Source organism: Blastococcus sp. SYSU DS0619 (genome assembly GCF_054051035.1).
Genome location: NZ_JBJHAM010000013.1, coordinates 23,353 through 49,589 on the forward strand (window position 1 = coordinate 23,353; position 26,237 = coordinate 49,589).

At 73.6% G+C, this 26,237-nt stretch carries 26 protein-coding genes; 2 read left to right on the forward strand and 24 right to left on the reverse strand.

Annotated features, from left to right (window positions below):
* Window positions 1-102 precede the first annotated feature (102 nt).
* The 11 genes from ACI79T_RS14500 to ACI79T_RS14550 all read right to left on the reverse strand — a co-directional run bounded on the left by ACI79T_RS14500 (window position 103) and on the right by ACI79T_RS14550 (window position 10,711).
* Entirely contained in the window at window positions 103-906 is an 804-nt protein-coding gene (locus ACI79T_RS14500; RefSeq protein WP_456610777.1) for an IclR family transcriptional regulator, read from the reverse strand.
* Window positions 906-1,889: an NADPH:quinone oxidoreductase family protein gene (locus ACI79T_RS14505; protein ID WP_456610778.1), complete on the reverse strand. Its 984-nt coding sequence runs from the start codon at window positions 1,887-1,889 to the stop codon at window positions 906-908. Before ACI79T_RS14505 ends, ACI79T_RS14500 begins: the two co-directional genes overlap by 1 nt.
* Entirely contained in the window at window positions 1,886-2,329 is a 444-nt protein-coding gene (locus ACI79T_RS14510) for a nuclear transport factor 2 family protein (protein WP_456610779.1), read from the reverse strand. The genes ACI79T_RS14505 and ACI79T_RS14510 overlap by 4 nt, the downstream gene beginning before the upstream one ends.
* On the reverse strand, window positions 2,326-3,459 hold the full coding sequence (locus tag ACI79T_RS14515; protein WP_456610780.1) for an alpha/beta hydrolase: 1,134 nt from the start codon (window positions 3,457-3,459) through the stop codon (window positions 2,326-2,328). The genes ACI79T_RS14510 and ACI79T_RS14515 overlap by 4 nt, the downstream gene beginning before the upstream one ends.
* Window positions 3,456-4,577, reverse strand: a complete 1,122-nt coding sequence (locus ACI79T_RS14520) for an LLM class flavin-dependent oxidoreductase (protein WP_456610781.1) — start codon at window positions 4,575-4,577, stop codon at window positions 3,456-3,458. The genes ACI79T_RS14515 and ACI79T_RS14520 overlap by 4 nt, the downstream gene beginning before the upstream one ends.
* Window positions 4,574-4,879: a TIGR04076 family protein gene (locus ACI79T_RS14525; RefSeq protein ID WP_456610782.1), complete on the reverse strand. Its 306-nt coding sequence runs from the start codon at window positions 4,877-4,879 to the stop codon at window positions 4,574-4,576. Before ACI79T_RS14525 ends, ACI79T_RS14520 begins: the two co-directional genes overlap by 4 nt.
* A 98-nt stretch (window positions 4,880-4,977) precedes the next feature.
* A complete protein-coding gene (locus ACI79T_RS14530; protein ID WP_456610783.1) occupies window positions 4,978-5,946 on the reverse strand; it encodes an ABC transporter ATP-binding protein in 969 nt (322 codons plus the stop codon).
* Window positions 5,943-6,986, reverse strand: a complete 1,044-nt coding sequence (locus ACI79T_RS14535) for an ABC transporter ATP-binding protein (protein ID WP_456610784.1) — start codon at window positions 6,984-6,986, stop codon at window positions 5,943-5,945. Before ACI79T_RS14535 ends, ACI79T_RS14530 begins: the two co-directional genes overlap by 4 nt.
* A 1-nt stretch (window position 6,987) precedes the next feature.
* On the reverse strand, window positions 6,988-7,923 hold the full coding sequence (locus ACI79T_RS14540; RefSeq protein WP_456610785.1) for an ABC transporter permease: 936 nt from the start codon (window positions 7,921-7,923) through the stop codon (window positions 6,988-6,990).
* Window positions 7,920-9,002: an ABC transporter permease gene (locus ACI79T_RS14545; protein ID WP_456610786.1), complete on the reverse strand. Its 1,083-nt coding sequence runs from the start codon at window positions 9,000-9,002 to the stop codon at window positions 7,920-7,922. Before ACI79T_RS14545 ends, ACI79T_RS14540 begins: the two co-directional genes overlap by 4 nt.
* A gap of 74 nt (window positions 9,003-9,076) precedes the next feature.
* Window positions 9,077-10,711 carry an ABC transporter substrate-binding protein gene (locus tag ACI79T_RS14550; RefSeq protein WP_456610787.1) on the reverse strand — a complete coding sequence of 545 codons (1,635 nt, stop codon included), beginning with the start codon at window positions 10,709-10,711 and terminating at the stop codon, window positions 9,077-9,079.
* Window positions 10,712-10,864: 153 nt separating this feature from the next.
* Between ACI79T_RS14550 and ACI79T_RS14555 the strand changes: the two genes are divergently transcribed.
* Window positions 10,865-11,401 carry a helix-turn-helix domain-containing protein gene (locus ACI79T_RS14555; protein ID WP_456610788.1) on the forward strand — a complete coding sequence of 179 codons (537 nt, stop codon included), beginning with the start codon at window positions 10,865-10,867 and terminating at the stop codon, window positions 11,399-11,401.
* Between the two features lie 27 nt (window positions 11,402-11,428).
* Here the strand turns inward: ACI79T_RS14555 and ACI79T_RS14560 are convergent, their stop codons facing one another.
* The 8 genes from ACI79T_RS14560 to ACI79T_RS14595 all read right to left on the reverse strand — a co-directional run bounded on the left by ACI79T_RS14560 (window position 11,429) and on the right by ACI79T_RS14595 (window position 21,433).
* The gene (locus tag ACI79T_RS14560; RefSeq protein WP_456610789.1) at window positions 11,429-12,658 is read right to left on the reverse strand and encodes an amidohydrolase family protein; all 1,230 of its coding nucleotides are present in this window, start codon (window positions 12,656-12,658) and stop codon (window positions 11,429-11,431) included.
* Window positions 12,651-14,267: an amidohydrolase gene (locus tag ACI79T_RS14565; RefSeq protein WP_456610790.1), complete on the reverse strand. Its 1,617-nt coding sequence runs from the start codon at window positions 14,265-14,267 to the stop codon at window positions 12,651-12,653. The genes ACI79T_RS14560 and ACI79T_RS14565 overlap by 8 nt, the downstream gene beginning before the upstream one ends.
* Window positions 14,264-15,547, reverse strand: coding sequence for an amidohydrolase family protein (locus ACI79T_RS14570; protein WP_456610791.1), 1,284 nt, complete (start codon window positions 15,545-15,547; stop codon window positions 14,264-14,266). The genes ACI79T_RS14565 and ACI79T_RS14570 overlap by 4 nt, the downstream gene beginning before the upstream one ends.
* Before the next feature lie 60 nt (window positions 15,548-15,607).
* Window positions 15,608-16,717, reverse strand: coding sequence for an alanine dehydrogenase (gene ald / locus ACI79T_RS14575; RefSeq protein WP_456610792.1), 1,110 nt, complete (start codon window positions 16,715-16,717; stop codon window positions 15,608-15,610).
* An 84-nt stretch (window positions 16,718-16,801) separates the two neighbouring features.
* A complete protein-coding gene (locus ACI79T_RS14580; RefSeq protein WP_456610793.1) occupies window positions 16,802-17,845 on the reverse strand; it encodes an amidohydrolase family protein in 1,044 nt (347 codons plus the stop codon).
* Window positions 17,842-19,191, reverse strand: coding sequence for an FAD-dependent oxidoreductase (locus ACI79T_RS14585; RefSeq protein WP_456610794.1), 1,350 nt, complete (start codon window positions 19,189-19,191; stop codon window positions 17,842-17,844). The genes ACI79T_RS14580 and ACI79T_RS14585 overlap by 4 nt, the downstream gene beginning before the upstream one ends.
* Complete coding sequence (kynU, locus tag ACI79T_RS14590) at window positions 19,188-20,516, reverse strand: kynureninase (RefSeq protein ID WP_456610795.1); 1,329 nt, start codon at window positions 20,514-20,516, stop codon at window positions 19,188-19,190. The genes ACI79T_RS14585 and kynU overlap by 4 nt, the downstream gene beginning before the upstream one ends.
* A gap of 5 nt (window positions 20,517-20,521) precedes the next feature.
* Window positions 20,522-21,433 (reverse strand): tryptophan 2,3-dioxygenase, encoded by a 912-nt coding sequence (locus ACI79T_RS14595; RefSeq protein WP_456610796.1) that lies wholly within the window; start codon window positions 21,431-21,433, stop codon window positions 20,522-20,524.
* 145 nt (window positions 21,434-21,578) lie between these two features.
* On the opposite strand from ACI79T_RS14595, the gene ACI79T_RS14600 reads away from it, so the two are divergent.
* Window positions 21,579-22,022: an Lrp/AsnC family transcriptional regulator gene (locus tag ACI79T_RS14600; protein WP_456610797.1), complete on the forward strand. Its 444-nt coding sequence runs from the start codon at window positions 21,579-21,581 to the stop codon at window positions 22,020-22,022.
* Between the two features lie 45 nt (window positions 22,023-22,067).
* On the opposite strand, the gene ACI79T_RS14605 is transcribed toward ACI79T_RS14600, so the two are convergent.
* The 5 genes from ACI79T_RS14605 to ACI79T_RS14625 are packed head-to-tail and all read right to left on the reverse strand — an operon-like array spanning window position 22,068 to window position 26,164.
* On the reverse strand, window positions 22,068-22,847 hold the full coding sequence (locus ACI79T_RS14605) for an alpha/beta hydrolase (protein WP_456610798.1): 780 nt from the start codon (window positions 22,845-22,847) through the stop codon (window positions 22,068-22,070).
* Between the two features lie 5 nt (window positions 22,848-22,852).
* Complete coding sequence (locus ACI79T_RS14610) at window positions 22,853-23,431, reverse strand: 3-hydroxyanthranilate 3,4-dioxygenase (RefSeq protein ID WP_456610799.1); 579 nt, start codon at window positions 23,429-23,431, stop codon at window positions 22,853-22,855.
* Window positions 23,432-23,460: 29 nt separating this feature from the next.
* Window positions 23,461-23,886: a RidA family protein gene (locus ACI79T_RS14615; protein ID WP_456610800.1), complete on the reverse strand. Its 426-nt coding sequence runs from the start codon at window positions 23,884-23,886 to the stop codon at window positions 23,461-23,463.
* Window positions 23,883-24,668 (reverse strand): 2-keto-4-pentenoate hydratase, encoded by a 786-nt coding sequence (locus tag ACI79T_RS14620; RefSeq protein ID WP_456610801.1) that lies wholly within the window; start codon window positions 24,666-24,668, stop codon window positions 23,883-23,885. The genes ACI79T_RS14615 and ACI79T_RS14620 overlap by 4 nt, the downstream gene beginning before the upstream one ends.
* On the reverse strand, window positions 24,665-26,164 hold the full coding sequence (locus ACI79T_RS14625) for a 2-hydroxymuconic semialdehyde dehydrogenase (protein WP_456610802.1): 1,500 nt from the start codon (window positions 26,162-26,164) through the stop codon (window positions 24,665-24,667). Before ACI79T_RS14625 ends, ACI79T_RS14620 begins: the two co-directional genes overlap by 4 nt.
* Window positions 26,165-26,237 lie beyond the last annotated feature (73 nt).

Here is a 26,237-nt window from a genome sequence, read left to right on the forward strand (position 1 = left end):
GTCGCTCGCGTCATGACGTCCTCGGGTCGACGGTGGGCGGTGGAACCCTCACCATGACGGGCGCCCGTCCCCGGGGCCTAGCCCGGCGTTCCACTGAGCGGGTCAGCTCTCCGCCGACCCGCGGCGGGCGAGGACCGCCGCGATCCCCGCGGCGGCGGCCTGGACCGCCGGCGCGGCGGCGCCCGGGCGGAAGCGGATGGCCGGACCGGTGACGCTGATCGCCGCCACCGGCCGGTCGCCGGGGTCGAGCACGGGTGCGGCGACACACACGATGCCGATCGCCGACTCCTCGTGCTCGAAGGCCGTACCGGTCTCGCGGACCGCGTCGAGCTGGCGGCGCAGCAGGCCGGGTGCGGTGACGGTGTGCGGTGTCCGCCGCTCCAGCCCACCGGCCACGGCACGGGCGAGGACCTCGGCCGGGGAATGGGCCAGCAGCGCCTTGCCGATCGCCGTGCAGTGCAGCGGCATCCGGCCCCCGATGCGGGACGGCGCCGCCGCCTGCCGGTGCCCGCCGATCTTGGCGACGTAGACGACGCTGTCCTCGTCGAGCACGCCGAGGTGCACCGTCTCGTGGGTGCGCTCGTAGAGGTCCTCCAGGAACGGGGTGGCCACCTCCAGGAGCCCGCGTTCCACCGAGGCCCGCATCCCGAGCTGGAAGACCTGCCCGCTGAGCCGGTACCGCCCGTCGACCCGGTCGAGGAGCCGCACCTCGACGAGGTCGGAGACCACGCGGTGCAGGGTCGCCTTGGGCAGGCCGGTGCGCCGTCCCAGGTCGGCCAGGGTGACCCCGTGGTCGTCGGCGCGGAACGCGAAGAGCACCGTGACCACCTTGCCGAGGACCGTGCTCCGGTCGACGGCGGGCGCAGCGGTCCCGTCCGCGTCCCGGCCGCCCGGCGCCGAACCCATCAGCGGTCGCGGATGACGGCGACGATCTTGCCGACGGTGCGGCGGGCCGCCATGGCGTCCAGGGCCCCGGGCACGTCGGCGAGACCGACCGTCTCGATCACCGGCGCCACCGAGCCGTCCCGGACGCGGTCGAACAGCTCGTCGTACACGCGGAGCACGTCGTCCCGGCGGGTCCACGGGTACTGCGAACCCCAGGACAGCCCCACCAGCGAGGCGTTCCGGGCCATGAGGCGCCCCGGGTCCACGGACGACGGTCCACCCGTCCGCCCGACCGCGACGAGGAGGCCCTCGAAGGCCAGGGAGTCGACGAGCGGCTCGGTCAGCGCGCCGCCGACGGAGTCGACGATCGCGTGCACCCCGTCCCCGGACGTCGCCTCGGCGATGCGGGCGCGCAGGTCCTCGGTCGTGTAGTCGATCGTGGCGCCGGCACCCAGGCGCCGGCACAGGTCGAGCTTCGCGTCCCCGCCCGCGGCAGCGATCACGCGGGCGCCGCGAGCGAGCGCCAGCTGGATCACCGCGGTGCCCACCCCGCCCGCGGCGGCGGTCACCAGGACGGTGTGGCCCTCCCCCACGCCGGCGCGCTCCAGCGCCCACCACGCGGTCTGGTAGGCGACCGGCAGCGCGGCCGCGACGACCGGGTCGATGTCCGCGGGCCGCCGCACGGCCAGGTCGGCGTCGACCACGACCTCGTCGGCGAGCGCGCCGACGGGGAGAGCCGGGCACGCCACCACGTCGACGCCCTCGAGGTGCCCGACGCCGGCGCCGGCCGCCACCACGCGACCGGCCACCTCGACACCGGGCGTGAACGGAGGGGGCGAGCCGTGCCGGTGACCCCCGCGGCACAGGTACACGTCCAGGAAGTTGAGCCCGACCGCCTCGCAGGCGATGCGCACCTGACCCGGCCCGGGATCCTGCGGCTCCGTCTCGCCGAGCTCCAGCACGTCCCCCGGCTCGCCCAGCCGCTGGGCCCGCAAGACCCTCACGACGTCCCCCCGGTGCCGCGCAGCCCCGGGAGGACCTCGGCGTGGTGGTGGACGATGCGCCAGCCGTCGCCGGTCCGGCGGAGCAGATCGGTGACGCGGGTCGTCTCCTCGGCCCCGTCCGGGTCCGGCGGGAGCACGACGAGTTCGTACCGGGCGGCGGCGACGTCGCCCCACACGTCGACCCGCACCGGCTCCACGCGCAGGCCGCGGGGCTTGCCCCCGGTCGGGCGCTCGGGATCGTCCCGGTGCGCGTCGAGCTGCGACCGGCTGAGCAGCCCGGGCAGCCCTGACTCCCAGGTGGTCACGTCGTCGGCCAGGTGCCGGTCGAACCGCTGCCGGTCGCCGGCCATGAACGCGTCGTACATGTCCTCGAGCCCGGCGATGACGTCGGCGGCCCCGGGCCCGCCCTGTCCGGGCGAGGCGGCGTCCCCCACCGTCACCGCGGGGACCCGGCGCCGGGAGGGACCCGGTCGGCCACCAGAGCGGCGATCGACGTCCAGAACGGGTGGTCGGGGTCGATCACCGAGAAGTGGTTCCCGGCCTCCTCGAGCACCACGACGTCGTCGCCGGCCGCCACGGCGGCGGCGGCGAAGCTGCGGCCGATGTCCAGCAGGTCGAGGCTGTCCTGCAGGCCGCAGACGACGGCCACGGGCAGGCCGATGGGCAGCCGCGTCATCGGCGAGGAGCGGCGGTAGACCTCCGGCAGCTCGTCGCGCCGGCCGCCCAGGGCCGCCGGGATCGACCCCTCGCCCAGCCACCGCCGGTCGGCGACGTCGAGGTCCAGGACACCGGCCAGCGAGACGGTGAGCGCCGGCCGGACCGCGGCCGAGGGGTCCTCCGCGAGGTCGGCGGCCAGCCGTACGACGAGCTGCCCGCCCGCGGAGTGGCCGAGCAGGACGACGCGGTCCAGGTCCAGCTCGGCACCCGGGTCGGCCGTCGCCAGGGCGGCGACCCCCGCGGCGACGTCGGCGGCCGTGGCGGCCCAGCCGTGGTCGTCCGGGCGCCGGTACTCGAGGTTCCAGGCCACGTAGCCGCGCTCGGCGAGGTCCACCGCGAGGGCGTCCATGAGGTCGACCTCCCAGCGGGACTGCCAGTAGCCCCCGTGCACCAGGACGGCGACGGGGTGCGCGCCGCTGCCCGGGCCCCGGGGCACTCGCACCTCGACGTGCTGATCGGGGTCCGGCCCGTAGGCCACCTGCCGGGCCGGCCACGCCCGGTGGAAGTGCCAGGAGTCCACGGCGAACCGGAGTCCGTCGATCCCGCGTCCGCGGATGTGCCGGCGGACGCAGTCGGACCGGTCGGCCTCCCGCCGGTCGACGTCGATGCGGACCACCGCTGCGGGCGCGCCGGGCAGGTCCTGCGCGTCCAGGTCGGCGGGATCGGCCGGGAGGTAACCGAACTCCCCGGCGGCCGCCACCTTCCCGAGGGTCTCCTCGAGCTCCGCGGCGCTCCCGGGGAACAGCAGGGATCCCTGCTCCCCCCGTCGGTCCAGTGCCCGGGAGAACACCTCCTGGGCGGTCCGGCGGTCGGCCAGCACCCCGGGCGCGACGACGACGTCGAACCGGCTCACCGCGCGACGCCCTCCCCGGTTCCGGCCGGTCCGGGCTGCTCGACCCCCCGGGCCCGCGGGCGGCGGTCCAGCAGCGGGACCACCCGGCTGCCGATCAGCTCCACGCCCACGTCGTCCTGCAGCCCGTGCGGGGTGCCGAACTCGATCCGGTCGGCGCCCGCGTCGATGAGCCGCTGGGCCTGCGCCGCGATCTGCTCGGGTGACCCCGAGAAGGCGAACAGGTCGAGCAGGTCGTCGGGGATGAGCGCGCCGGCACCGGCGTGGTCGTCGACGGCGACCAACTGCTGGACCTCCTCGAGCAGGCCCGGGCGCAGTTCGACGGTGGGGTCGAGCTGGGCGACCACCGCGAGGTACATCGCGACCTCGGCGCGCGCCTTGGCCCGCGCCTTCTCGCCGTCCTCGTCCACGACGGTCACCGCGCCCAGGGTGACCCGGGTGGTGCCGGGGGCACGTCCCGCGCGCAGCTCACCCGGGGCGAGGCGCTCCCGCATCACGTCGACCAGCGCGGGGTTCGCGCTGCCGCCGATCTTCACCTCGTCGGCGAGCTCGCCGGCCACCGCGGAGGCCTGCGGGCCCCAGACACCCAGCAGCAGCGGCACGTGCGGGCGCTGCACCTGGTACCGCAGGCGCACGCCGGCGTCCCGCCGGAACACGCTCCCCTCCGAGCCGGCCGCGTCCCCGGCCAGCAGGTCGCGGACGTAGCCGACGGCCTCGCGGAGGTACGCCAGCGCCCGGGGCTGCTCGATCCCCACGCTGCCCAGCCAGGTCCCCCGGGCCAGCCCGAGGTAGGCCCGCCCGTGCGACGCCAGGTCGAGCGCGGCCACCTGGCCGGCGATCTCGTAGGGGTGCATGGAGTAGGGGTTCCAGCAGGCGGCTCCCAGCCGCACCCGCTCGGTGGCGGCGGCCATCTCCAGCAGGGCGAAGATCGGGGGCTGGAACATCAGGTCCGAGAACACGCTGATCACGTCGATCTCGTGCTGCTCGGCGATGCGCGCCAGCCGGGCGTACTCCCCCGCGGGCTTGTCGCTCTGCAGCCCGAGCCCGATCTCGACCCGGTCGGTGCGCGGCCAGGTCCCCGCGCGCTGCGGGCCGGCGCCGGGGGCCGGGACGTCGCTCACGTCAGGTCACCGGAGTTCAGGTGGGCCGTGCCGATGCGGTCGATCCGCATGATGAGCCGCTCCTCGGGGTCGGGGCAGGCGACGTGGGAGTCCTGGCTCATCCAGTCGCAGGCAGGCAGGTCCCGCTGCTTGGCGGCGAGCATGGGCAGCACCGCGGCGAAGGCGTACATGCAGAAGTGCTTGCCCTCGGGGAGGCGCATCTCGTTGGACCGGACGACGTCGATGTGGTCGCCGACCTGGAGGCCGCAGACCGACCGGCCCTCGATGCGGTCGACCGAGATCCGCAGGTCGTGGAGCTGCATGTCGGTTCCGTCGGGTCCCGGCGCACCGGAGGCGGACGTCGGGGCAGGCACGTGCTCGTTCGGCATCAGCGGTGCTTCCTGGTGTGGGGGGCGCGGGGTCAGGCGACCGGCTGCGCTGGGCGGACGGGGATCTCGGTTCCCGGGTGGATGAGCCAGCAGGCGGATCGACCGGCCCGGTGCGGCCACAGCTCCGGCTCGCGGGTGCACTCGTCGGAGGCGTGCGGGCAGCGGGGCCGGAAGGCGCAGCCCGTCGGCACGTTCGCCGGGTCCGGGACCTCCCCGGCGAGGGCCACGGGGAGGCCGGCACCCGCCTTCACCTGCGGGATGGCTGCGATGAGGGAGCTGGTGTACGGGTGACCGGGCTGGCTCCACAACTGCGCGGTCGGCGCCGTCTCGGCCAGCTTGCCCAGGTACATGACGGCGGTCGTGTCGGCGATGTGCCGGACCAGGGCGAGGTCGTGGGAGATGAACAGCATGCCGACGTCGAGGTCGCGCACCAGCTGGGTCAGCGTGTTGACCACGTGCACCTGCGAGGACGCGTCCAGCGCGGTCACCGGTTCGTCGGCGATCAGCACCGACGGTCGCGTCACGAGCGCGCGCGCGATCGCGATCCGCTGCAGCTGCCCACCGGAGAACTGGTGCGGGAACCGGCCGGCGACGTCCGGGGCGACGCCCACCCGCTCGAGCTGCTCCAGCACGTAGCTGCGCCGCGACCGTCGCGGGACGTCCGCGGGCACGCCGTCGAGCAGCTGGGCGTCGATGCGGCGGCGCGGGTTGAGCGACGAGTACGGGTTCTGGAACACCATCTGCAGTCCCAGTTCCCGGCGCGGCCGGCGCTGCCAGCTCAACGGGGCCACCGGCTCACCGTCGAAGAGCACCGAGCCCTTGCTGGCCTTGATCAGGCCGGAGGCCACGCGGGCGAGCGAGGACTTGCCGCACCCGGACTCCCCCACCAGGCCGACGATCTTGCCCGGCTCCACCGTCAGGGACACCCCGTTGACGGCGCGGACCATGCTGTTGTGGGCACCGCGGTACTCGACGACGATGTCCTGCAGCTGCAGGCTCATGGTGCTCCCTCCCCGTGCGCCGGGACCGCGACCGGCACGCGTGCCGCGGGCGCGTGGACGTGACAGGCCGCGGCGTGCGCCGCCTCCCGGGTGCCGACGCGCGTGGCGGACACCTGCACCAGCGGTGGCGTCACCTGGTCGCAGACGGCGACGCGGTCGGGGCAGCGCGGGTGGAAGGGGCAGCCCGGCGGGGACGACGCCGCGGTGGCCGGCTGGCCCGGGATGGGGCGCAGCGGGACCGGTTCCCCGCCCGTGTCCGCCGTCTCCGGACGCGCCGACAGCAGGGCCCCGGTGTAGGGGTGCTTGGCGCGGAGGAGCAGCTCCTCGGTCGGCCCCGTCTCCATGACGCGGCCCGCGTAGAAGACGTAGGTCCGGTTGGCCAGGGCGGCGAGGACCCCCAGGTCGTGGGTGATGAACATGATGCTGAGGTCCATCTCCCGCACGAGGCGGTCGAAGAGCTGCAGGATGCCGGCCTGCACCGTGACGTCCAGGGCGGTCGTGGGTTCGTCGGCGATGAGCAGCGCCGGTTCGGCCGCGAGGGCGATGGCGATCGCGATGCGCTGCCGCATGCCGCCGGAGAACTGGTGCGGGTAGGAGCGCAGCGCACGGGCCGGGTCGGGGATCCGCACCTGCTCCATCAGCTGGACGGCGCGCGCGTTGGCGTCGCGGCGGTTGAGCCCGAGGTGACGGCGCATGTGCTCGGTCAGCTGGGTGCCGACGGTGAGCATGGGGTGCAGCGCCGCGGTGGAGTCCTGGAACACCATGGCGATCCGCCGGCCGCGGACCTTCCGGAACGCCTTCCCCGAACCCGCGGCGAGGTCGGTGCCCTCGAACACGATCGACCCGCGGACGCGCGCCCCGTCCGGCAGCAGCCCGAGCAGCGCCCGCCCGGTCATGCTCTTGCCGGATCCGCTCTCGCCCGCGATGCCGACGATCTCACCCGGATCGACGTCCAGGGTGACGTCCTTGAGCACGTCGACGGGTCGGTGGAGGCCGGGGAGGCTCACGCCCACCCCGGACATCGACAGCAGCTCGCCCATGTCAGCGTCCTCCCACGGACTGCGGATCGAACCTGTCGCGGAGGGCGTCCCCGATGATGTTGCAGGCCATGACGACCGTGAGGATCGCCAGCCCGGGGAACACGCTCACCCACCACCGGCTGATGTCGTTGGTCCCCAGCGCGATCATCGCGCCCCACTCGGCCGCCGGGGGTCGGGGCCCGAGCCCCAGGAACGAGAGCGCGGCCAGCAGCAGCATCGAGTTGCCGAGCTCCAGGGTCGCGAGGACGACGGCCGGGCCGAAGCTGTTCGGCATGACGTCGCGGCGCAGCGCCGCCACCGGCCCGACGCCGAGCATCCGCGAGGCGTTGAGGTAGTCCTCGCTCCGGATGGACAGCACGGCTCCGCGGATGACGCGGGCGTAGATGGGCCACGAGACGATGACCAGCGCGACCACGGCGTTCAGGGTGCTCGGCCCGAAGGCGGCGGCGACCGCCATCGCCAGGATGATCTGCGGGAAGGCGAAGAACAGGTCGGTGAGCCGCATGATGCCCTCGCCGACGACCCCGCGCACGTAACCGGCGACCAGCCCGAGCAGCCCGCCGAAGGCGAGTGCGCAGACGACGATGGTCAGCGCCAGCGGGATGGACAACCGCGCGCCGTAGATGACGCGGCTGAGCACGTCCCGCCCGAGCGCGTCGGTGCCGAACAGGTGGTCCCCGCCCGGTGACGCGTAGACGTCGGAGGACTGCTGCAGCGGGTCGAACGGCGCCAGCAGCGGCGCGGCGATCGCCACGACCAGCCATGCGGCAGCGACCAGGAGCGCGATGACGACCACCGGCTGGCGCCAGATCCGGCCCGCCTCCGTGCGGGCCTGCCACCACCGGCGACGCGGCGCCGGGGAGTCGTCGGGCGGCGTGACGGTGGCCGCTTCCTGTTCCTCCGCCAGCTCGGTCAGGGAGGAGTGGGTCCGGGTCATGTCAGCCGCACCCTCGGGTCGGCGAGTCCGTACAGCAGGTCGACCACCAGGTTGACCCCCAGGTAGACGGCGGCGATGAACAGGCTGGCGCCCAGGATCGCGGAGCGGTCCAGCGCGGTGGCGCTCTCGTAGGCGTAGGACCCCAGCCCCGGCCAGGAGAAGATGCTCTCCACCAGCACCGTGCCGGCCAGGAGCGACGCGAAGGTGAGCCCGGCGATGGTGAGGATGGGCAGCAGGCCCGCCCGGAGGAGGTGCTTGGTCAGAACCACGCGCGTGGACAGCCCCTTGGCGCGGGCGGCCAGCATGTAGTCCTTGCGGAGCACCTCGAGGAGCGCGGAGCGGACGAAGCGGGTCAGCGTCGCCACCGTCACCAGGGTGAGGACCAGGATCGGCAGCATGGCGTGCTGCGCGGCGTCCCAGGCGAGGAGCACGTCCCCCTGGAGCAGGGCGTCCACGGTGTAGAGCCCGGTGACCTGCTCCGGAGGGCTGAACTGGGGACTCAGCCGTCCACCGCTGGGCGAGACCCCGAGGACGAAGAAGAACAGGTACAGCGCCAGGAGCGCCAGCCAGAACGGCGGCGTGGAGAGCCCCACGAGGGAGAACACCCGCACGGTCTGGTCGGCGGCCCCGCCGTTCCGGATGGCCGACAGCAGCCCGAGCCCGATGCTGATCACCAGGGAGATCAGCAGCGTCGGCACCGCGATCTCCATCGTCGCGGGGACGTAGTCCAGCAGCTCGGTCAGCACCGGCCGGCCGGTCTGCTGGGACAACCCCAGATCACCCTGGACCAGGTTGCCGAGGTAGGTGAGGTACTGGACGGGCAGCGGCTCGTTCAGACCCCACTTCTCCTCGAAGGCCGCGACGATGGCCGGGTTGCCCAGCGCCGCGTCGGAGAGGTTCGCCGCGACCGGGTCGCCCGGTGCCAGCTGCACCAGGCTGAACCCGATCACGGTCGTCCCCAGCAGCAGCCCCACGGTGACCAGCAGCCGCTGGACCAGGTAGCGGAGGAAGCCGTGGCCCGAGCGCTTCGGCCGAGCCGTGGTCCCCTCGGCCGCGGCGTCGGTGCCCGTCTCGTGCACGGGCGCCGACGGCTGTGTGCGATCGGCGCCCGTGCCGGGCTCCGCGGGTGCCGCGGAGCCTGGCCGGTGCGCGGTCATGCCGGTTCCACCGCGGCCAGGTCGAGGATCCAGCCGGCGGGGGTGTACTCGGCGTCGGCCACGTCCTCGGTCGACACGACCGATCCGGAGTTCTGCGCGACCGGCACGTAGGGCGAGCCGGCGAGCATGGCCTCCTGCCACTCGACGAGCGCGCTCTCGAGCTCGGCGCCGTCGACCGCGGTCAGCGCCTGCTCGGCGGCCGCCGTGACCTCTTCGGCCGCCGGCCCGTCACTCCAGCGGACGCGCTCGGCGTTGACGCCCCCGGGGCTCAGCTGCCGGACGAGCGACTCGGGGCGGGGGTAGATCAGCGCGTGCGGCGTGAAGCCCATGACGACGTTGCCGCCCCGCTGCTCCTCCAGGAACGCCGGCAGCGCCAGCGGCGTCAGCTCCAGGTTGATGCCGGCCTCGGCGGCGTCACCCTGGACCTTCGTCGCGATCGTGCCGAGGTCCACGCCCCGGTAGGTGATCGACGGGTAGATGAAGCGCACCGGCTCGTCGCCGACACCGGAGGCCTCGAGGGCCGCCCGGGCGGCGTCCAGGTCGCGCTCCGGGCCCTCCTCGACGGGCAGCGAGCCCGGGTAGGCGTCGGCGAGGAAGCCGCCGAGGCGGTCGCCGCCCTGGCCGTACAGAGCGGCGAGGCCCTCGTAGTCCAGCGACGCCCGCAGGGCCGCCCGCCAGTCGGGGTTTGAGGTGGCCGGGGAGACGGCGGGGTCGGTGCTCATGTAGAGCATGTAGAGCGTGTCCTTCACCTGGGACACGTTGAGCGACTCCGGCAGGCCGTCGAGCAGGTTGCCGGTGACGTCGATCGCGACCTCGTCGCCCTGGGAGCGGCTGATCGCCAGCTTCTGGTTCTGCGCGTCGGCGTTGCGGATGACGACCCGGGAGTAGCCCGGCGCCTCGCCCCAGTACTCCTCGTTGGCGGTGAGCACGATCTCGTTCCCCGGGTCGTTGCGCTCCAGCACGTAGGGACCGGCGCACGCGGAGTTGCTGTCCAGGAAGGTCTGCGCGGTGTCGGCCGTCTCGGCGCCCTCCGCGTCGGTCGCACCGTTCGCCGTGGCCACCTCCTCGTTGAGGATGCTGGTCACCGGCATCGCCATCAGCGTGGGCACCTCGGCGGTGGGACGGTCGGCCGTCACGACGACCGTGGACTCGTCGGGTGCGGAGAACTCCAGCCCGGCGAAGAAGCTCGACCCGCTGCCCTGGACGTTCATCATCCGGTTCAAGGAGAACAGCACGTCCTCCGACGTCACCGGGGAGCCGTCGGAGAAGACGGCGTCGTCCCGGAGCGTGAAGGTGTAGGTCGTGCCGTCCTCGGAGACCTCGAACCCCTCGGCGAGCTCGGGCACGGGTTCGCCGACGTCCCCGCCGTCGAAGGTCATGAGCGTGTCGCACAAGCTGTGGATCGCCAGGTACCCGGTCTGCTCGTACGCCCGGGCGGGGTCGAGCGTCGAGTAGACGAAGGAGGTGTTCACCAGCAGCGTCTGGTCGGCGGCGTCGCCACCCCCGCCCCCACCCCCGCCGGACGACGACGAGCCCGCGGTGCAGCCGCTGACGAGGACTGCTGCACCGACTGCGACGGCGGCGTACCGCGTGGGGCGGACCGCCCGAGCGGATGAGATTGCGATCGACATGGATCCGTTCCTCTGGCCGAAGGGGCGACAGCGGAGCTGCCAGGTGTGAGGGAGAACCTAGAGGGCGAATGTATCGCCAGTGTTTACACGGCGATAGCCTCAGTGAACAGAAAATGTCCGACGATCGGTCGTCGTCGGACCGGGGAGGAACTCATGCTCAACGAGCGGGTGCGCACCCTGCGCAAGAACCGGGGCATGTCCCTGCGTGAGCTCGCCGCGGCGACCGGTGTCTCGGCGGCACTGCTGAGCCAGGTGGAACGCGGCGCCACCGACCCGAGCCTGAACACCATCCGCAAGCTGGCCGCCGTGCTCGGCGCCGACCTCGCGACGCTCTTCGCCGAGGAGCCGCCGGCGCAGGTCCACCACAGCCGCCCGGGCCAGCGTCCGCTGCTGTCGGCGGGGGCCGGGCTCATGTCCTACGAACGGCTGACCCCCGGGCGTTCCGACCTGGAGGTGCTCCACGGCCGGCTGGCTCCGGGGCAGGCGACGTCGGAGGAGCCGTGGGCGCACCCGTCGACCGAGTGCGCCGTGGTCGTCGTGGGCAGCATGAGCGCGGAGGTCGACGGCGTGCGGTACGACCTCGCGATCGGCGAGAGCCTGACCTTCGACTCCCGGCTGCCGCACCGCTTCTTCAACGACTCCGGTGCGCCCGCCGAGTACCTCCTGGCGGTCACGCCGCCGGTCCCCTGAGCGCGAGCACGCCGCCCCGGACACGGGTCAGGCCCCGGTCGCGACGTCGTCGCGGACGACGGCGCCGCCCTTCATGACCCAGGACAGCGAGCGGTAGGTGGCGACGTCGGCCGTCGGGTCGCCCTCCGTCGCGACGAGGTCGGCGAACTTTCCCGGCTCGACCGATCCGATGTCGTCCTGCGCGCCCAGCCAGGTGGCGGGCACGAGGGTGGCGGCCGCGACGGCGTCGAACGGCTCCAGGCCGTTCTCGGCCATGTGCTCCAGCTCCCGCACCGCCGCGCTGGTCCCCTCGAACTGCCAGAACGGGGGCATGTCCGAGCCCAGCATCACCGAGACACCGGCGGCCAGGGCGCTGCGGTAGCTCTCCAGGTGCCGCTCCCCCGCCCCCAGCGAGCGCTGCTGCATCCACTCCGGGACGCCGAGCTCGTCGAAGAAGGACTTGCACCGGGTGACGACGAGCGTCGGCACGTACGCGCAGCCGGAGGCCGCCATCGCCGCCGTCACCTCGTCGGTCAGCTCGTAGCCGTGCTCGACGCAGTCGAGACCCAGCTCCACCGCCTCGCCGGTGACCCCGGCCGGGCCCGCGTGGGCGGTGACCTTGCGGTTCCACTCGTGCGCGGTGGTGATCGCCGCCTCGAGCTCGTCCCGGGCCACCTGCCGGGTGGTGATCGTCTCGTGCTGCCCGGAGATGCCGCCGGAGATCATGACCTTGATCAGGTCCGCGCCGGCCCGGATCTGCTGACGGACCCCGTTCCGGAAGCCGACGGGGCCGTCGCACTCCAGGGCCCCGGACGAGGCGTGACCGTGGCCGCCGGTGCAGGAGATCGGCCGTCCCGCCGTGAAGATCCGCGGTCCGACCACGTGGCCGGCGTCGATCGCCTCCCGCAGCCTGAAGTCCACGTGCTTCTTCTCCCCGACGCAGCGGATGGTGGTGACCCCTGCCCGCAGGGTCGCGGCGGCACCACCCGCCATGTACAGCGCCAGCTGGGCCTCGTCCATCGCCTTGACCTCGGCCCCGCGGGGACCGGGCAGGGACAGCGACAGGTGGGTGTGCATGTTGACCAGGCCGGGCGAGAGCCAGCGGCCGCCGAGGTCGATCTCCCGGTGGTCGGCGTCGTCCAGGCCGGCACGGACCTCCGCCTCGGGGCCGACCGCCACGATGCGTTCCCCGCGGATCCAGACGGCCGCGTCCGTCAGCGGCGCCTTCCGCGTGGCGTCGGCGACCGAGCAGCCGTGCAGGAGGATCGAGTCAGACATGGAAGGCACTCCCTGGGATGGACGGGTCGAGGTGCACGGGGCGGCCACCGATGACGACGGCGAGGGGCTGCTGCCGGGGCCACTCCTCCGGATCGAGACCCAGCGGGTCCTCCGGCCAGACGACGAGATCGGCCCGCGCGCCGGGGGCCAGGTGTCCCAGGTCCGGCTCCCCGACGTAGTCACCGGCGTGCCGGGTGTACATCGGGAACGCCTCCCGGGGCGTCAGGGCCTCGTGGTCACCGAGGCTCGAGCCGTCCCAGACCCGCCGCGTCACGGCCATCAGCGCGCCGTGCAGCGGAGCGCACGGGTGGGTGTCGGACCCGGCGGCGAAGCGGAAGCCGAGCGCGGTCATGGTGGCCAGCGGCATGGTGCGGCCGGCGAGCGGCCCCCAGGCGGCGCGGATCTCGTCGCTGTACACGTAGCCGAGCGGCGGGTTCACCGAGATCTTGATTCCGAGCCGGGCGCACTCACGCAGGTCGAGGACGTCGACGAGGAAGGCGTGCGCGATGCTCACCTGACCGCTCTCCAGCGGTGCGCCCGCTCGCCGCACGTCGTCGACGGCCGAGATGATCTCGCCGATCGCGCCGCCGCCCATGGCGTGGATGCACACCGGCCACCCGCGCTCGGCGGCGAGGCGCAGCAGCGTCCGCAGCTCCTCGCCGGTGTAGTGCGGGTGGGCGTCCCCGATCTCCTCCCCCGACCGCATCCAGGCGGTGGCGAACTCGCCGTCGAGCAGCAGCTTGACGGCCCAGGCGCGCAGGCCCTCGTCCCCCGTCATCGGCGGGGCCGTGGCGGCGAGCAGCCGGTCGAGCTCCACCTGGAACGGCTTGCGCCAGTCGAACCGGTTCATCAGCCGCACCCGCAGCGGCAGCTGGTCGCGCCGCCGGGCCTCCTGGTAAAGGGCCCACGAGGGCTCGAACGCGCCGGCGAGACCGGGGTCGACGACCGTCGTGACGCCCATCCGGAGCAGCCGCCCGCAGGCCTCGTCGAGGATGGCGAGCCGGTACTCGTCGTCGTCCATGCTCTGGGTGTAGATGGCGTCGTTCACCACCCGGACGGCCTGGCCGTGCAGGTAGCCCGTCGCCGGGTCGTAGGACTCGACCGGCAGCCCGGCCAGCCGCTCGGCCATGCGCTGCGCCCCGACGGTGTTGATGACCGCGCGGTCGGGCCGCCGGTAGAGATAGACCGGGGTGCGCGGTGCCGCCGCGTCGAGCTCGTCGCGGGTGGGCAGCCGGCCTTCGGCGAGGTTGCGCTCGTTCCAGGCGGCGGTGTCGGCGAAGCACCTGATCCAGACGTGCTCGCTCGACGCCCGGGCGCGTTCGCGCACGATCTCGACGACCTCGCCGACCGACCGGGCCTGCTCGAGCCGCAGCATCTGGAACTCGTGCGACACCTTCTCCAGGTGGATGTGGGTGTCGATGAACCCGGGCCACACGGTGGCCCCGCGCAGATCGGTCCGGCGGGTCGCCGGACCCGCCAGCTGCTCGAGGTCCGCGTCCGTGCCGACGGCGAGGACCCGGCCGTCACCGATCGCCAGCGCGGTACCGCGGCCGGCGTCGGGGTGGAAGGTCTCGACACGACCGCCGGTCAGCAGCCAGTCGACGGTCACGACGCGGCCTGCCCGGCCGGGACCGCGGAGCGCGTCGTCGCGCCGCTGCCCGCACCGGGGACGACGCGGCCCCGCTGCAGCACCATCGAGACGCGACGGACGGCGGAGGCATCGGTCAGCGGATCCCCGTCGACGACCAGCAGGTCGGCCTCCTTGCCCTCGCCGACCGTGCCGACCCGGTCGTCGACGCCGAGCCACGCGGCCGGCACCGTGGTCGCCGCCGCCAGCGCGCCGCGCGGACCCGCCCCGTGCTCGGCCATGAGCCCGTACTCCCAGGCCGTGGCGTTCGTCCCGTCGATGTCCCAGAACGGCGGCAGGTCGCTCCCGAGCATCACCGGGACGCCCGCGTCGAGTGCCGTGCGGTAGCTCTCCACGTGCCGCGGACCGGCACCGAGGGCGCGCTCCTGCATCCACGGCGGCACGCCCAGCGATTCGAAGAACTCGCGGCAGCGGGAGACGCCCAGCGTGGGGACGAGCGCGCAGCCGTGCCGCGCCATGGCCGCGGCGGTCTCGGGGGTGAGCTGGTAGCCGTGCTCGACGCAGTCGAGGCCGAGCTCGACCGCCTCGAGGATGACCGGTGCCGGCCCGGCGTGCGCCGTCACCTTGCGGTTCCACTCGTGCGCCGTGGAGATCACCGCCGACATCTCGTCCGACGTGAGCTGGCGGGTGTCGATGGACTCGTGCTCGCCCGCGATCCCGCCGGAGATCATCACCTTGATCAGGTCCGCGCCGGCCCGGATCTGCGCCCGCACCCCGCGGCGGAAGTCGTCCGCCCCGTCGCACTCCAGGGTGGAGCTCGTCTCGTGGCCGTGCCCGCCCGTGCAGACCAGCGCCCGGCCGGCGGTGAACATCCGTGGGCCCTCGGCCCGCCCGGCCTCGATCGCCGCGCGCAGCGCGAAGTCGGCGTGGTCGCTCTCCGCGACGCACCGGACGGACGTCACCCCGCACAGCAGCGAGCGCCGGGCGCCGTCGGCCATGTAGAGGGCCAGTTCGTGCGGCGTCATCGCGGCGATCTGCGCCCCGAGCGGGCCGGGGAGCGCCAGCGAGAGGTGCGTGTGCATGTTGAACAGCCCGGGCATCACGGTCCGGCCGCCCAGCTCGAGCTCCGGCGGCCGGTCCTCGCCCGGCAGTTCCTCGCGCAGCTGGTCGAGGACCCGCTCCCGGGGCCCGACCGCACGGATCGTCCCGTCGTCCACCCAGACGGCGGCGTCCTCCAGGAGGACGTCGCGGTCCGCGTCGGCGACGTGGCACTGCGAGAGCACCACCGAGGTTCGCTGCATCGGTTCCTCCGGACTCACGGGTGGCTGGTGCGGTCGTCGGTGGGCATCGTGCCCGGCCGGTCAGGCCAGCGCGTCGGCCACCGTGCCATGCGGGTATCCGTGCGCTGCGGCCACGGGTTCGCTCACCAGTCGCCCGTCGACGGTGCTCAGGCCCCTGGCGAACGCCGGGTCGGCGGCGAGCGCCGCCCGCCATCCCCCGTCGGCCAGCGCGGTCACGTAGGGCAGCGTGGCGTTGGTGAGCGCGTAGGTCGAGGTGTGCGGGACAGCGCCGGGCATGTTCGCCACGCAGTAGAAGACGGAGTCGTGCACCGGGTAGATCGGGTCCGCGTGCGTGGTCGGGCGCGAGTCCTCGAAGCAGCCACCCTGGTCGATGGAGATGTCGACGAGCACCGACCCCTGCTTCATCCGCCCGACCAGCTCGTTGCTCACCAGCGTCGGGGCCTTCGTGCCGGCGACCAGGACGGCACCGATGACCAGGTCCGCCTCGGTCACCGCCGTCTCGATCTCCAGCGTGTTGGAGGCCACGGTGCGGCACCGGCCGCCGAAGACGGCGTCGACGGCCCGGAGCCGGTCGAGGTTGCGGTCGAGCAGCGCGACGTCGGCTCCCATGCCCAGCGCGATGGCGGCCGCGTTGCGGCCGGACACGCCCGCCCCGATGACCACGACCTTCGCGGGACGGACGCCGGGGACACCACCCATCAGCACCCCGCGCCCGCCGTCCTGGCGCATCAGGTAGTAGGCACCCACCTGGGCGGCCAGCCGTCCGGCCACCTCGCTCATCGGTGCCAGCAGCGGAAGGCTGTGGTCGGCGAGCTGCACGGTCTCGTACGCGATCGACGTCGTCCCCGCGGCGAGGAGCGCGTCGGTGCACGGCCGGGACGCCGCCAGGTGGAGGTAGGTGAAGAGGACCTGGTCGGCGCGCATCAGGCCGTACTCCGGGCCCACCGGCTCCTTGACCTTGAGCAGCAGGTCCCCGACGCCCCAGACCTCCTCGGCCGTGTCCAGGACCTTCGCGCCGGCCGCCGCGTACGCCTCGTCCGGGATCGACGAGCCGGACCCGGCGCCGCGCTGGACGAACACGTCGTGCCCGCGGCGGACCAGCTCGTCCACCCCGGACGGCGTGATCGCCACCCGGTACTCGTGGTTCTTGATCTCCGTGGGGATGCCCACTCGCACGGTCGTCTCCAGGTGGTTCGAGGTGGGTGGCGGAAGGTGGTGGTCAGCCGGCGCTCGCGCGCCGGCCCGGGTCCCGGGTCACTGCTGACCGGTCAGGTACCGGCGGGCGTTCCCGGACAGCAGCTGCCGCTGCTGCTCCTCGGGCAGGCCCGCCTGGTGCACGACGGCGCCGACGGGGCGCTCGCCCAACGGGTAGGGGTAGTCCGACCCGACCATCACCTGGTCGGGCCCGAGGGTCTCGACGAGCATCCGGAGCGCCGGCGGGGCGAAGACCACCGAGTCGACGGAGAACCGGCCGACGTACTCCGACGGCGGACGGGTCGAGCTCCCCCGGACGACGTCGCCGCGCCGGTGCCAGGCGTTCTCCAGGCGGCCGAGCCAGAAGGCGAACGAGCCGCCACCGTGCGCGAAGCAGATCCGCAGCGACTCCGGGACGCGGTCGAACACGCCGCCGAGCACCATCGCCAGCACCGACAGGTGGGTCTCCGCGGGCATGCCGGTGAGCCACTGCGCCATCCACCGGTCCAGCCGCGGGCCGCCGGCCATGTCCCACGGGTGCACGAACACCGGGACGTCCAGCGACGCCGCGTGCTGCAGGAAGGTGACGACGCCGGCGTCGTCGAGGTCCCGGTCGCCGACGTGGTTGCCGATCTCGACGCCCCGGTGACCGGCCGCCAGGGCGCGCTCGAGCTCGGCGCACGCCGCGTCGGGGTCCTGGAGGGGCACCTGGCAGAACGGGACGAGCCGGCCACCGGAGCCGTCGGTCAGCTCGAGGGCGAGGTCGTTGAAGATCTCGCACACCCGGGCCGCCTGCGCGGGCGGGCGGTCGTAGGAGAAGAACACCGGTGTCGGCGAGACGACCTGGACGGCGACCCCGTCGCCGTCCATGTCGGCGAAGCGGGTGGGCGCGTCCCAGCACTCGGCACCGATCGGGCGGAACTCCGTCTCGCCCACCATGATCATCGCCTCGCGCTCGGAGTCGATGCGCAGCGAGGGCCACGTCCCCGGCCCGCAGGCGGCACCGAGGTCGGGCCAGCCACGGGGCACGAAGTGGGTGTGCACGTCGATGATCTGCCCGTCGGCGGTCTCCGCGATCCCGCCGGGCTCCCTGGTCGAGGTCACCGGGACCGCCACGCTCCCCCGCCGATGGAGGCGAGGACCACGAGCGCCGCCGCCCCCGCCGCCACGAGCCGCCGCTGGCGCTGCACGATCCGGACGACCTCGGCGTAGGGCACCGTCGTGAAGGACACCAGCTCGTAGCGGGTGCGGTAGGCCGGCAGCCACTTCTCCAGCAGGTGCTCGCCACGGGTGGTGAGCTGGAAGAGCCGGGAGTTCACCTTGTCCCGCATCTCGGTGAAGTTGTCGGCGGCCATGCCGGCGATCGCCTCGGCGTTCTCCCGCCGGGCCGACTCGAACAGCGGCAGTGCCAGGCGCAGGTCGTCGCCGGTGCTCTCCAGCAGCTGGTCCAGGGCGACGCAGTCCTCGAAGCCGGAGTTCGCCCCCTGCCCGAAGAACGGGAGGATCGCGTGCGCGGCGTCCCCCATCAGGACGAACCGCCCGTCGTGCTGCCACGGGGACGTGTGCAGCGTCCCCAGCGGGCCGATCGGGTTGTGCAGGTAGTCCGACACGTGGTCCGGCGCCAGCGGCGGGACGTCGGGGTAGTGACGCCGGAAGTGCTCGGCCACCTGGTCGGCGGTGGTGATCTCGGCGAAGCTGCCCGGCCCGTCGAGCGGCCAGAAGAGGGTGCAGGTGAAGGACCGGTCGGGGTTGGGGAGGGCGATCATCATGGATCCGCCGCGCGGCCAGATGTGCAGCGCGTCGGGATCCAGGGCGAACTCACCGTCCCGGGCCGGGATGGTCAGCTCCTTGTAGCCGTAGGGCTGCCAGTCCTCCTCCGCGGTCACCACGCCGGCGGCCATCAGCGCCTGACGGACGGCCGAGCCGGCCCCGTCGGTGCCGACCACCCAGTCCGGGGACACCTCGACCGGCCCGTCGGGGGTCTCGAAGCTCAGCTGTGCGGTCCCGACGTCGACCCCGGTGAGCCGGTGCCCGAACAGGACCCGGACGTCGGGAGCCTTCTCCGCGGCGTCGAGCAGGGTCGCGTTCAGGGCCGACCGGCTGATCGAGTTGATGTGCTGGCGCCCGTCCGCGGAGTAGGAGCGGAAGTTCTGCGTGCCGTCGACGCCGTGCACCATCCGCCCGTGCATCGGGAGGGCGGGGGCCATGACCTGCTCGTCCAGGCCGAGCCGCCGCAACGCGTCGATCCCGCGCTCCGAGAGCGCCAGGTTGATCGACCGGCCCCGCTCCTCGGCGGTCAGGCGCGGGTCCGGGCGCCGCTCGTAGACCGTCACGGCGTACCCGCGACGGGCGAGGAAGCACGCCGCGAGGCAGCCGACGAGCCCGGCGCCGACCACCGCGACGGAACGCTGCGACGTCGGGTCGGACGAGGTCAGGATCGGATCGCTCATCGGGGTGCCACCTCGCGGGCCAGCGCGACAGCGGCGCGCCAGCAGTCGTGGAACGTGACGTACATGGGGACGGGGGCGAACCGGACGATGTCCGGCTGCCGCGCGTCGGCGATCACCCCGTGCCGGAGCCGCAGCGCGGAGGCAAGCTCCTTCGCGGTGCGGCCCTCGATCCGGACCGAGAGCTGGCTGCCGCGCGCGGCCGGGTCCCGCGGCGTGACCTGGGTCAGCGGACGGTCCCGGAACACCTCGTCGAACAGCGACTCGAGGTAGGCGGTCAGCCGCTCGCTCCGGGCGCGGAGGGCGGGCATCCCGGTCTCGTCGAACATCTCCAGCGAGCTGCGGACCGGCCCCATGGCGAAGATCGGCGGGTTGGACAGCGCCCACGCGTCGGCCGTCGGCGGCGGGTCGGCCACGGGCGCCATCTGGAAGCGGGTCGACTCCCGCGTCGTCCACCAGCCCTCGAACCGCGGGCGGTCCCCGGCCAGGTGCCGCTCGTGGACGAAGACGCCGGCGACCGCGCCGGCGCCGCTGTTGAGGTACTTGTACGTGCACCAGGCGGCGAAGTCGACGCCCCACTCGTGCAGCGCGAGCGGGACGTTGCCGGCGGCGTGCGCCAGGTCCCAGCCGACGACGCACCCCGCCTCGTGGCCGGCGCGGGTGATCGCCGGCATGTCGAGCAGCTCACCGGTCAGGTAGTTCACGCCCCCGAACAGCACGAGCGCGTGCTCGTGCCCGGAGCGGCGGAGGAAGTCCACGACGTCCTCGGTGCGCAGGTTCTCCTCGCCCTCCCGGGGGCGCATGCGGGTGATGACCTCGTCCGGGTCGAGCCCGTGGAAGGCCGCCTGGCTGCGCACCGCGTAGCTGTCGGAGGGGAAGGCGCTGTCCTCGATGAGGATCTTCCGGCGGGCGCCTTCCGGCCGGTAGAACGACACCATCAGCAGGTGCAGGTTGACCGTCAGCGAGTTCATCGCCACGACCTCGTCCGGCTGCGCACCGACCAGCCGGGCCATCGGCTCGCGCAGCAGCGCGTGGTAGGGCAGCCACGGGCGGCGCGCCTCGGTGTGGCCCTCGACGCCCCACCGCGCCCAGTCCTCCATGTCCTCCAGCAGCTCGACCGAGGTCCGTCGCGGGCGCAGGCCCAGCGAGTTCCCGGCGAAGTACGCCGTCTCGGGGTGGTCCCCGCCCTCGGCCGGCGGGACGTGGAACTCCCCGCGCCGGGTCGGCAGCTCGTCGGCCGCGTCCAGGGCGAGGGCGTGCTCCTCGCGGGCCAGCAGGTCGGCGAGCAGGTCCCGGCCCCCGGGCCGGGCGGTCACGGTCTCGGTCACCGGGGTCAGACCGCCGTCCGTGCCGACCACACCTCGGGGAAGACGACCCGGGCCAGGCTCTTGGCCAGCCAGTACGTCCCCGAGGAGCCTCCGGAGCCCACCTTGTCGCCCATGCCCCTGCGGACGGCGAGGAGGTGCTTGTGCCGCCAGTCGGTGAAGGCGGCGGAGATGTCGGTCAGCACCTCGGCCAGCTCCCACAGCGGGTCGCCGTTCTGCTCCCGCGTGTAGATCTGCAGCCAGGCCTCCTCGACCTCCGGACGGGCCTCGTAGTCCTGCCCGAAGTCGCGGTTCACGACCTCGTCCGGGATGTCCATGCCGCTGCGGGCGAGGGCGGCGATCGCGTCGTCGTACAGCGACGGGCCCTCGAACGCCGCCATCAGCGGCTCGTAGACGGCTGGGTTGCCGCGGTAGAGCTCGGTCAGCCGGCGCTGCTTGATGCCGAGCAGGAGCTCCAGCCGGCGGTAGGCCCACGACTGGAAGCCCGACGCCACGCCGAGGGTGTCGCGGAACCGGTTGAACGCCATGGGCGAGAGCCAGTCGATGGTCGACCAGGAGGCGACGAGCCCCTCGAACTGCCGGACGGACCGGCGGAGGACGGCGACCGCACCGCGGACGTCGTCGGCGCGCAGGTGCTGCTGCGCGAGCTCCCACTCGAACTGGAGCTGCCCGAAGTAGAGCTCCATGATCTGCGACGCGACCAGGAAGGCGCGCTCCTCGGGCACGTCGGTCATCGTGTCCTGGATGCCGTGCAGGACGTCCGTGCGGACGTAGTGGTCGTACGGGGTCGCGCCGTCGAACGACATGTGCGGCTTGCCGCCGGTCGCCTCGGCGAGGGCGGCGCGGCTCTCCGCGGTCGCCGTCCCGGGGCGGTCGTCGACCTCGCTCGCCGTACCCTTGTCGCGCTCTTCCACGGTCACTGTCGGCCCTCCTTCACGGGTGAAGTCTGCGCGGGTGCAGGACGTCCGGGAATGGCGAGCGGGGGTCGTATAGTCCATCCGACTTTTCGATCGGAAGGTCGGATCGGCAAACGACTTTCGTGTCGTGGAGGGGGGTGTCGGGCGCGTGGACAGCACGGACTGGGCCATCCTCGCCGAGCTCCAGGACGACTGCCGGGTCTCGTTCAGCGAGCTCGGCCGGCGCGTGCACATGTCCTCGCCGGCGGTCGCCGAACGCGTCCGCCGGCTCGAGCAGGCCGGGGTCATCACCGGGTACCACGCCGCCGTCGACCTCGAGGCGGCCGGCTGGAGCGTGCTCGCCCTGGTTCGCATGCAGTGCTTCGGGCCGCGCTGCATCCTGCAGCACGCCGAGAGCGTCGCGGCGTGGCCCCAGGTGCTCGAGCTGCACCGCGTCACCGGTGACGTGTGCTGCGAGCTGAAGGTCGTGGCCGCCTCGATGCAGGCCTTCGAAGCGGTGGTCGACCGGCTCGCCGACTACGGCCAGCCGTCGTCGACGCTGGTGCTCTCCAGCCCCCTCGGCCGCGGCCGGGTCCACCGACCGGACTCCTGAGGGCCGGCCGGGCCGCGACGCCGAGGGCTCGGCAGGAGGGACCGCTCAGGCGGACGCGGCGAGCCCGTCGAGCGCGCCGAGCACGACCGGCCACGCCGTGCTGCTCGGGTCGATGAGCGCGAAGTGCCCCACCGGGAGAGCGGTCAGCGCCGTAGCGGGGTGCCGGCGACGGTAGGACTCGCTGACCACGGCCGGCACGATCCCGTCCCCGGCGCCGTGGACGATGTGCACGCGGGCATCCGGTGTGGGCAGCCGCGCGGGATCGAGGTCGGCCCGCCCGGCCGCGGGTCCGCCGAGGAAAGCCGGCACCGCGTCGGTGTCCAGCGCCAGGGCCGCGGCCACCTCGAGGTCGGCCACCGGCGCGAGCGCGAGGACGCCGACGACGCCCGCCGGCGCTCCCGCGGCCGCGAGCAGCGCGAGGTGACCACCCGCCGAGTGGCCGGCGATCAGCAGCCGGCCGTCGCTGTGGGCGGCGGTCACGTCCGACCGCCGGGCCTCGCGCAGGGCCGCGCGGACGTCCGCGACCATGGCGTCGGGCCGGCCCGGGACGCGCCGGTACTCCGGCGTCACCGTCGTCCAACCGGCCCGGGCCAGCGCGTCGGTCATCGGCCGCACGTGCACCCGGTCGTACTCGGGACGCCAGAAGCCGCCGTGCAGCAGGACGACCAGCGGCCGCCCCGCCGCACGCGGACCACCGAGGCGGACGTCGCACACGTGCTCGTCCGCCGCGCCGTACCGGAGGACGAGGTCCGGCCCCGGCGCCGGACGCGACAGGACCGAGCGGTCCTCCGGCCGGAGCGGGTCCGGGGCTTCCAGGACGTCCACGGCGATCAGGCGCCGGCCGGGGCCCCGGTCACCGGGCGCAGGTGGTCCGGCCACTGCTTGCCCGGGTGGAGGGCACCGCAGTTGTCGCAGGTCCGCGCCTGCTCGTCGGAGAGGAACGAGTCGAAGACGGGGAGCAGGTCCTCGACGATCGACTCCAGCTGCAGCTCTGCCCGGAAGATCCGGTGGTTGCACTCCATGCAGTAGTACTCGACGGCGTCCCGCTGCCCCGTGGGACGGGCGAACTCGACGACCAGCCCGATGCTGCCCGGCTCCGGGCGCTGCGGGGAGTGCTTGACGTGCGGGGGCAGCAGGAACACGTCGCCCTCGCTGATCTGGATGTCCGTCGGCGGCTGCCCCTCCTCGGCCATCACCCGCAGCACCATGTTGCCCTTGAGCTGGTAGAAGAACTCCTCGATCGGGTCGTCGTGGAAGTCCGTGCGCTGATTCGGGCCGCCCACGACCGTCACCATCAGGTCGGCGTCCTCCCAGACCTGCACGTTGCCGACGGGCGGCTTGAGCAGGTGCTGGTGCTCCTCGATCCAGCGCTGGAAGTTGAACGCCTTGAGCTCACGGGGGTCGGGCATGGGTGCCTCCTCGGGTCGGCTTCTCTGGGTCAGTCGCGGGCCGGCAGGACCGCGACCGCCTGGATTTCGATGAGCAGGTGCGGATGGGGCAGCTCGGCGACCGCCACGGTGGTCCGCGTGGGCCCCGACTCGTCGAAGTGCTCGGCGTACACCGCGTTGTAGGCGTCGAAGTCCGCCATGGACGTGAGGTATGTGGTGACCTGGACCAGGTCACCCAGCCCGGCGCCCACCGAGGCCAGGATGTCGGCGACGTTGCGCAGCACCTCGCGGGTCTGCACGGCGATGTCGAGCCGCAGCTCGCCGTCGTCGCCCACCTCCGCCCCGGCGATGGTGTCGTCGGGCCGCCGGCTGCTGGTGCCGGATACCCAGGCCATCCCGTGGGCGACCCGGACGTGGGGGAAGCGTCCGCGGGGCGTCGCCTTGCCGGCGACGGTCACGGCCCGGCTGTCGCTCACTCCGCTCCTCCGAGGACACCGAGGCGCACCGAGCCCAGACCGGTCACCCGCCCGACGACGCCCGACCCCGGCGTCAGCGGGACGGCGGCGGTGGCGGCGCCGGCCAGGATCACCTGCCCGGCGCGCAGCCGGAGACCACGCCGGAGGGCCATGTCGGCCAGCGCCGGCAGGGCCTTGAGCGGGTGGCCCAGGATGGCGTCGGTGGAACCGGTCTCGGCGACCTCGCCGTCGACGATCAGGGAGACCGGCAGTCCACCGAGCTCCCCGGCGTCCCGGAGCGACGTCCACGGACCGATGACGAACCCGGCGGCCGACGTGTTGTCCGCGACGACGTCGGCGAGCGTGAACCGGAAGTCCTGGTAGCGCGAGTCGATGATCTCCAGCGCCGGGGCGACGGCGTCCACGGCGGACAGGATGTCGTCGACCGGCTCGTCCGGGGAGACGTCCCGCGCCAGGCGGTAGGCGACCTCCGGCTCCACGCGGGCGTGGATGAACCGGGACAGGTCCACCGAGCCGCCGTCCGGCACCAGCATGTCCGAGGTCAGCCGCCCGACGATGACGTCGGAGACGCCCATCTGCGCCATCTTCGCCAGGCTGGTGAAGCCCAGCTTCCAGCCGACCTGGACGGCGCCCCGGTCCAGCCGGCGGGCGACCAGCGCCTCCTGGACGGCGTAGGCGGCGTCGACGTCCGTCGCCTCCGCGTTGCGGATCTCGTGGACGCCGGTCACCGCGTCGTCGAGCCGCTGCACGAGCGCGTCGTCCACGCGCGGGGTCGTCGTCACAGCTTCACGCACACGTTCGTCTGCTCCGTGTAGAACTCCAGGGAGGACTGGCCGCCCTCACGACCGATCCCCGACAGGCCGCTGCCGCCGAACGGTGAGCGCAGGTCGCGCAGGAACCAGGTGTTGACCCAGCTGATGCCGACCCGCAGCTGCTGGGCGACGCGGTGCCCGCGCTGGAGGTCGGTGGTCCAGGTGGCCGCCGCCAGCCCGTAGTCGGTGTCGTTGGCCAGGGCCACCGCTTCCTCCTCCGTGTCGAACGGCACCAGCGCAGCCACCGGGCCGAAGATCTCCTCGCGCAGGACGCGGTCGTCCTGCGGCAGGCCCGTCCAGAGGGTCGGCTCGATCCACGCCCCTCCGTCCAGCTCGGCACCCAGGTCGGGGATGCCGCCGCCGACGAGCTCGGTGGCCCCGGACCGGCGGGCCAGCTCCAGGTAGGACACGACCTTCTCCCGGTGGCCCCGGCTGATCAGCGGGCCGGTCGTGGTGGCCTCGTCGTCCGGGCGGCCCAGGCGGAGCGCCCGCGCTGCGGCGGTCAGCCGCTCGGCCACCTCGTCGAAGACCGGGCGCTGCACGTAGACCCGCTCGGTGCAGAGGCACACCTGGCCGGTGTTCGCGAACACGGACCGGGTCAGGCCCTCGATCGTCGCGTCCAGGTCGGCGTCGGCGAACACCAGCGCCGGGTTCTTGCCCCCGAGCTCGAACGACAGCGGCCGCACCCGCGGTGCCACCGACCGCATGATGGCGCTCCCGGCGGCCGTCGACCCGGTGAACGTCACACCGTCCACCCCCGGGTGCGAGGTGAGGAACTCCCCGGCCGAGCCCGGGCCGAACCCGTGCACCACGTTGTAGACGCCGTCGGGCACGCCGGCGTCCCGCAGCACCTCGGCCAGCAGGGTCGCGGTCGACGGCGTCTCCTCCGACGGCTTGACCACCACGGCGTTGCCGCAGGCGAGGGCCGGGGCGACCTTCCAGGTCAGCAGGAGGAGCGGGAGGTTCCAGGGCACGATCACGGCGACCACGCCGAGCGGCTGTCGCACCGCGTAGTTCAGGGCGCCCCGGCCGTCCGGCGTCTCCGTCTGGTACGAGGTGAGCCCGGCGGAGGAGATGGTGTCGGCGAAGGACCGGAAGTTGGCCACGGCCCGGGCGACGTCGAGCGTGCGGGCCTGGGCGACCGGCTTGCCCGTGTCGGCGACCTCGGCCCGCACGAAGTCGTCGAAACGCTCCTCGATCCGGTCGGCGACCCGGCGCAGGAGCGTGGCGCGGGCGCTCACCCCCAGCCGGCCCCACGGACCGTCGAGCGCCCGGCGGGCAGCCGCGACCGCTCGGTCCACGGTGGCCGCGTCCGCTTCGTGCACCCGGGCGACGGTCGAGCCGTCGACCGGGTTGATCTTGACGAACAGCTCACCCGTCTCGACGAGCTCACCGTCCACCACGTTGCAGAGGATCGGCGCCGACGAGTCGGTCACCGGCTGAGCTGCCGTGGTCGTCTGAGTCACTGCGGATCCACCTTCATGTGCGGTCGAGGCGGTACGGCTGGCGGGGTGGCGCGGCGCCGGCGGCACCCGGGCC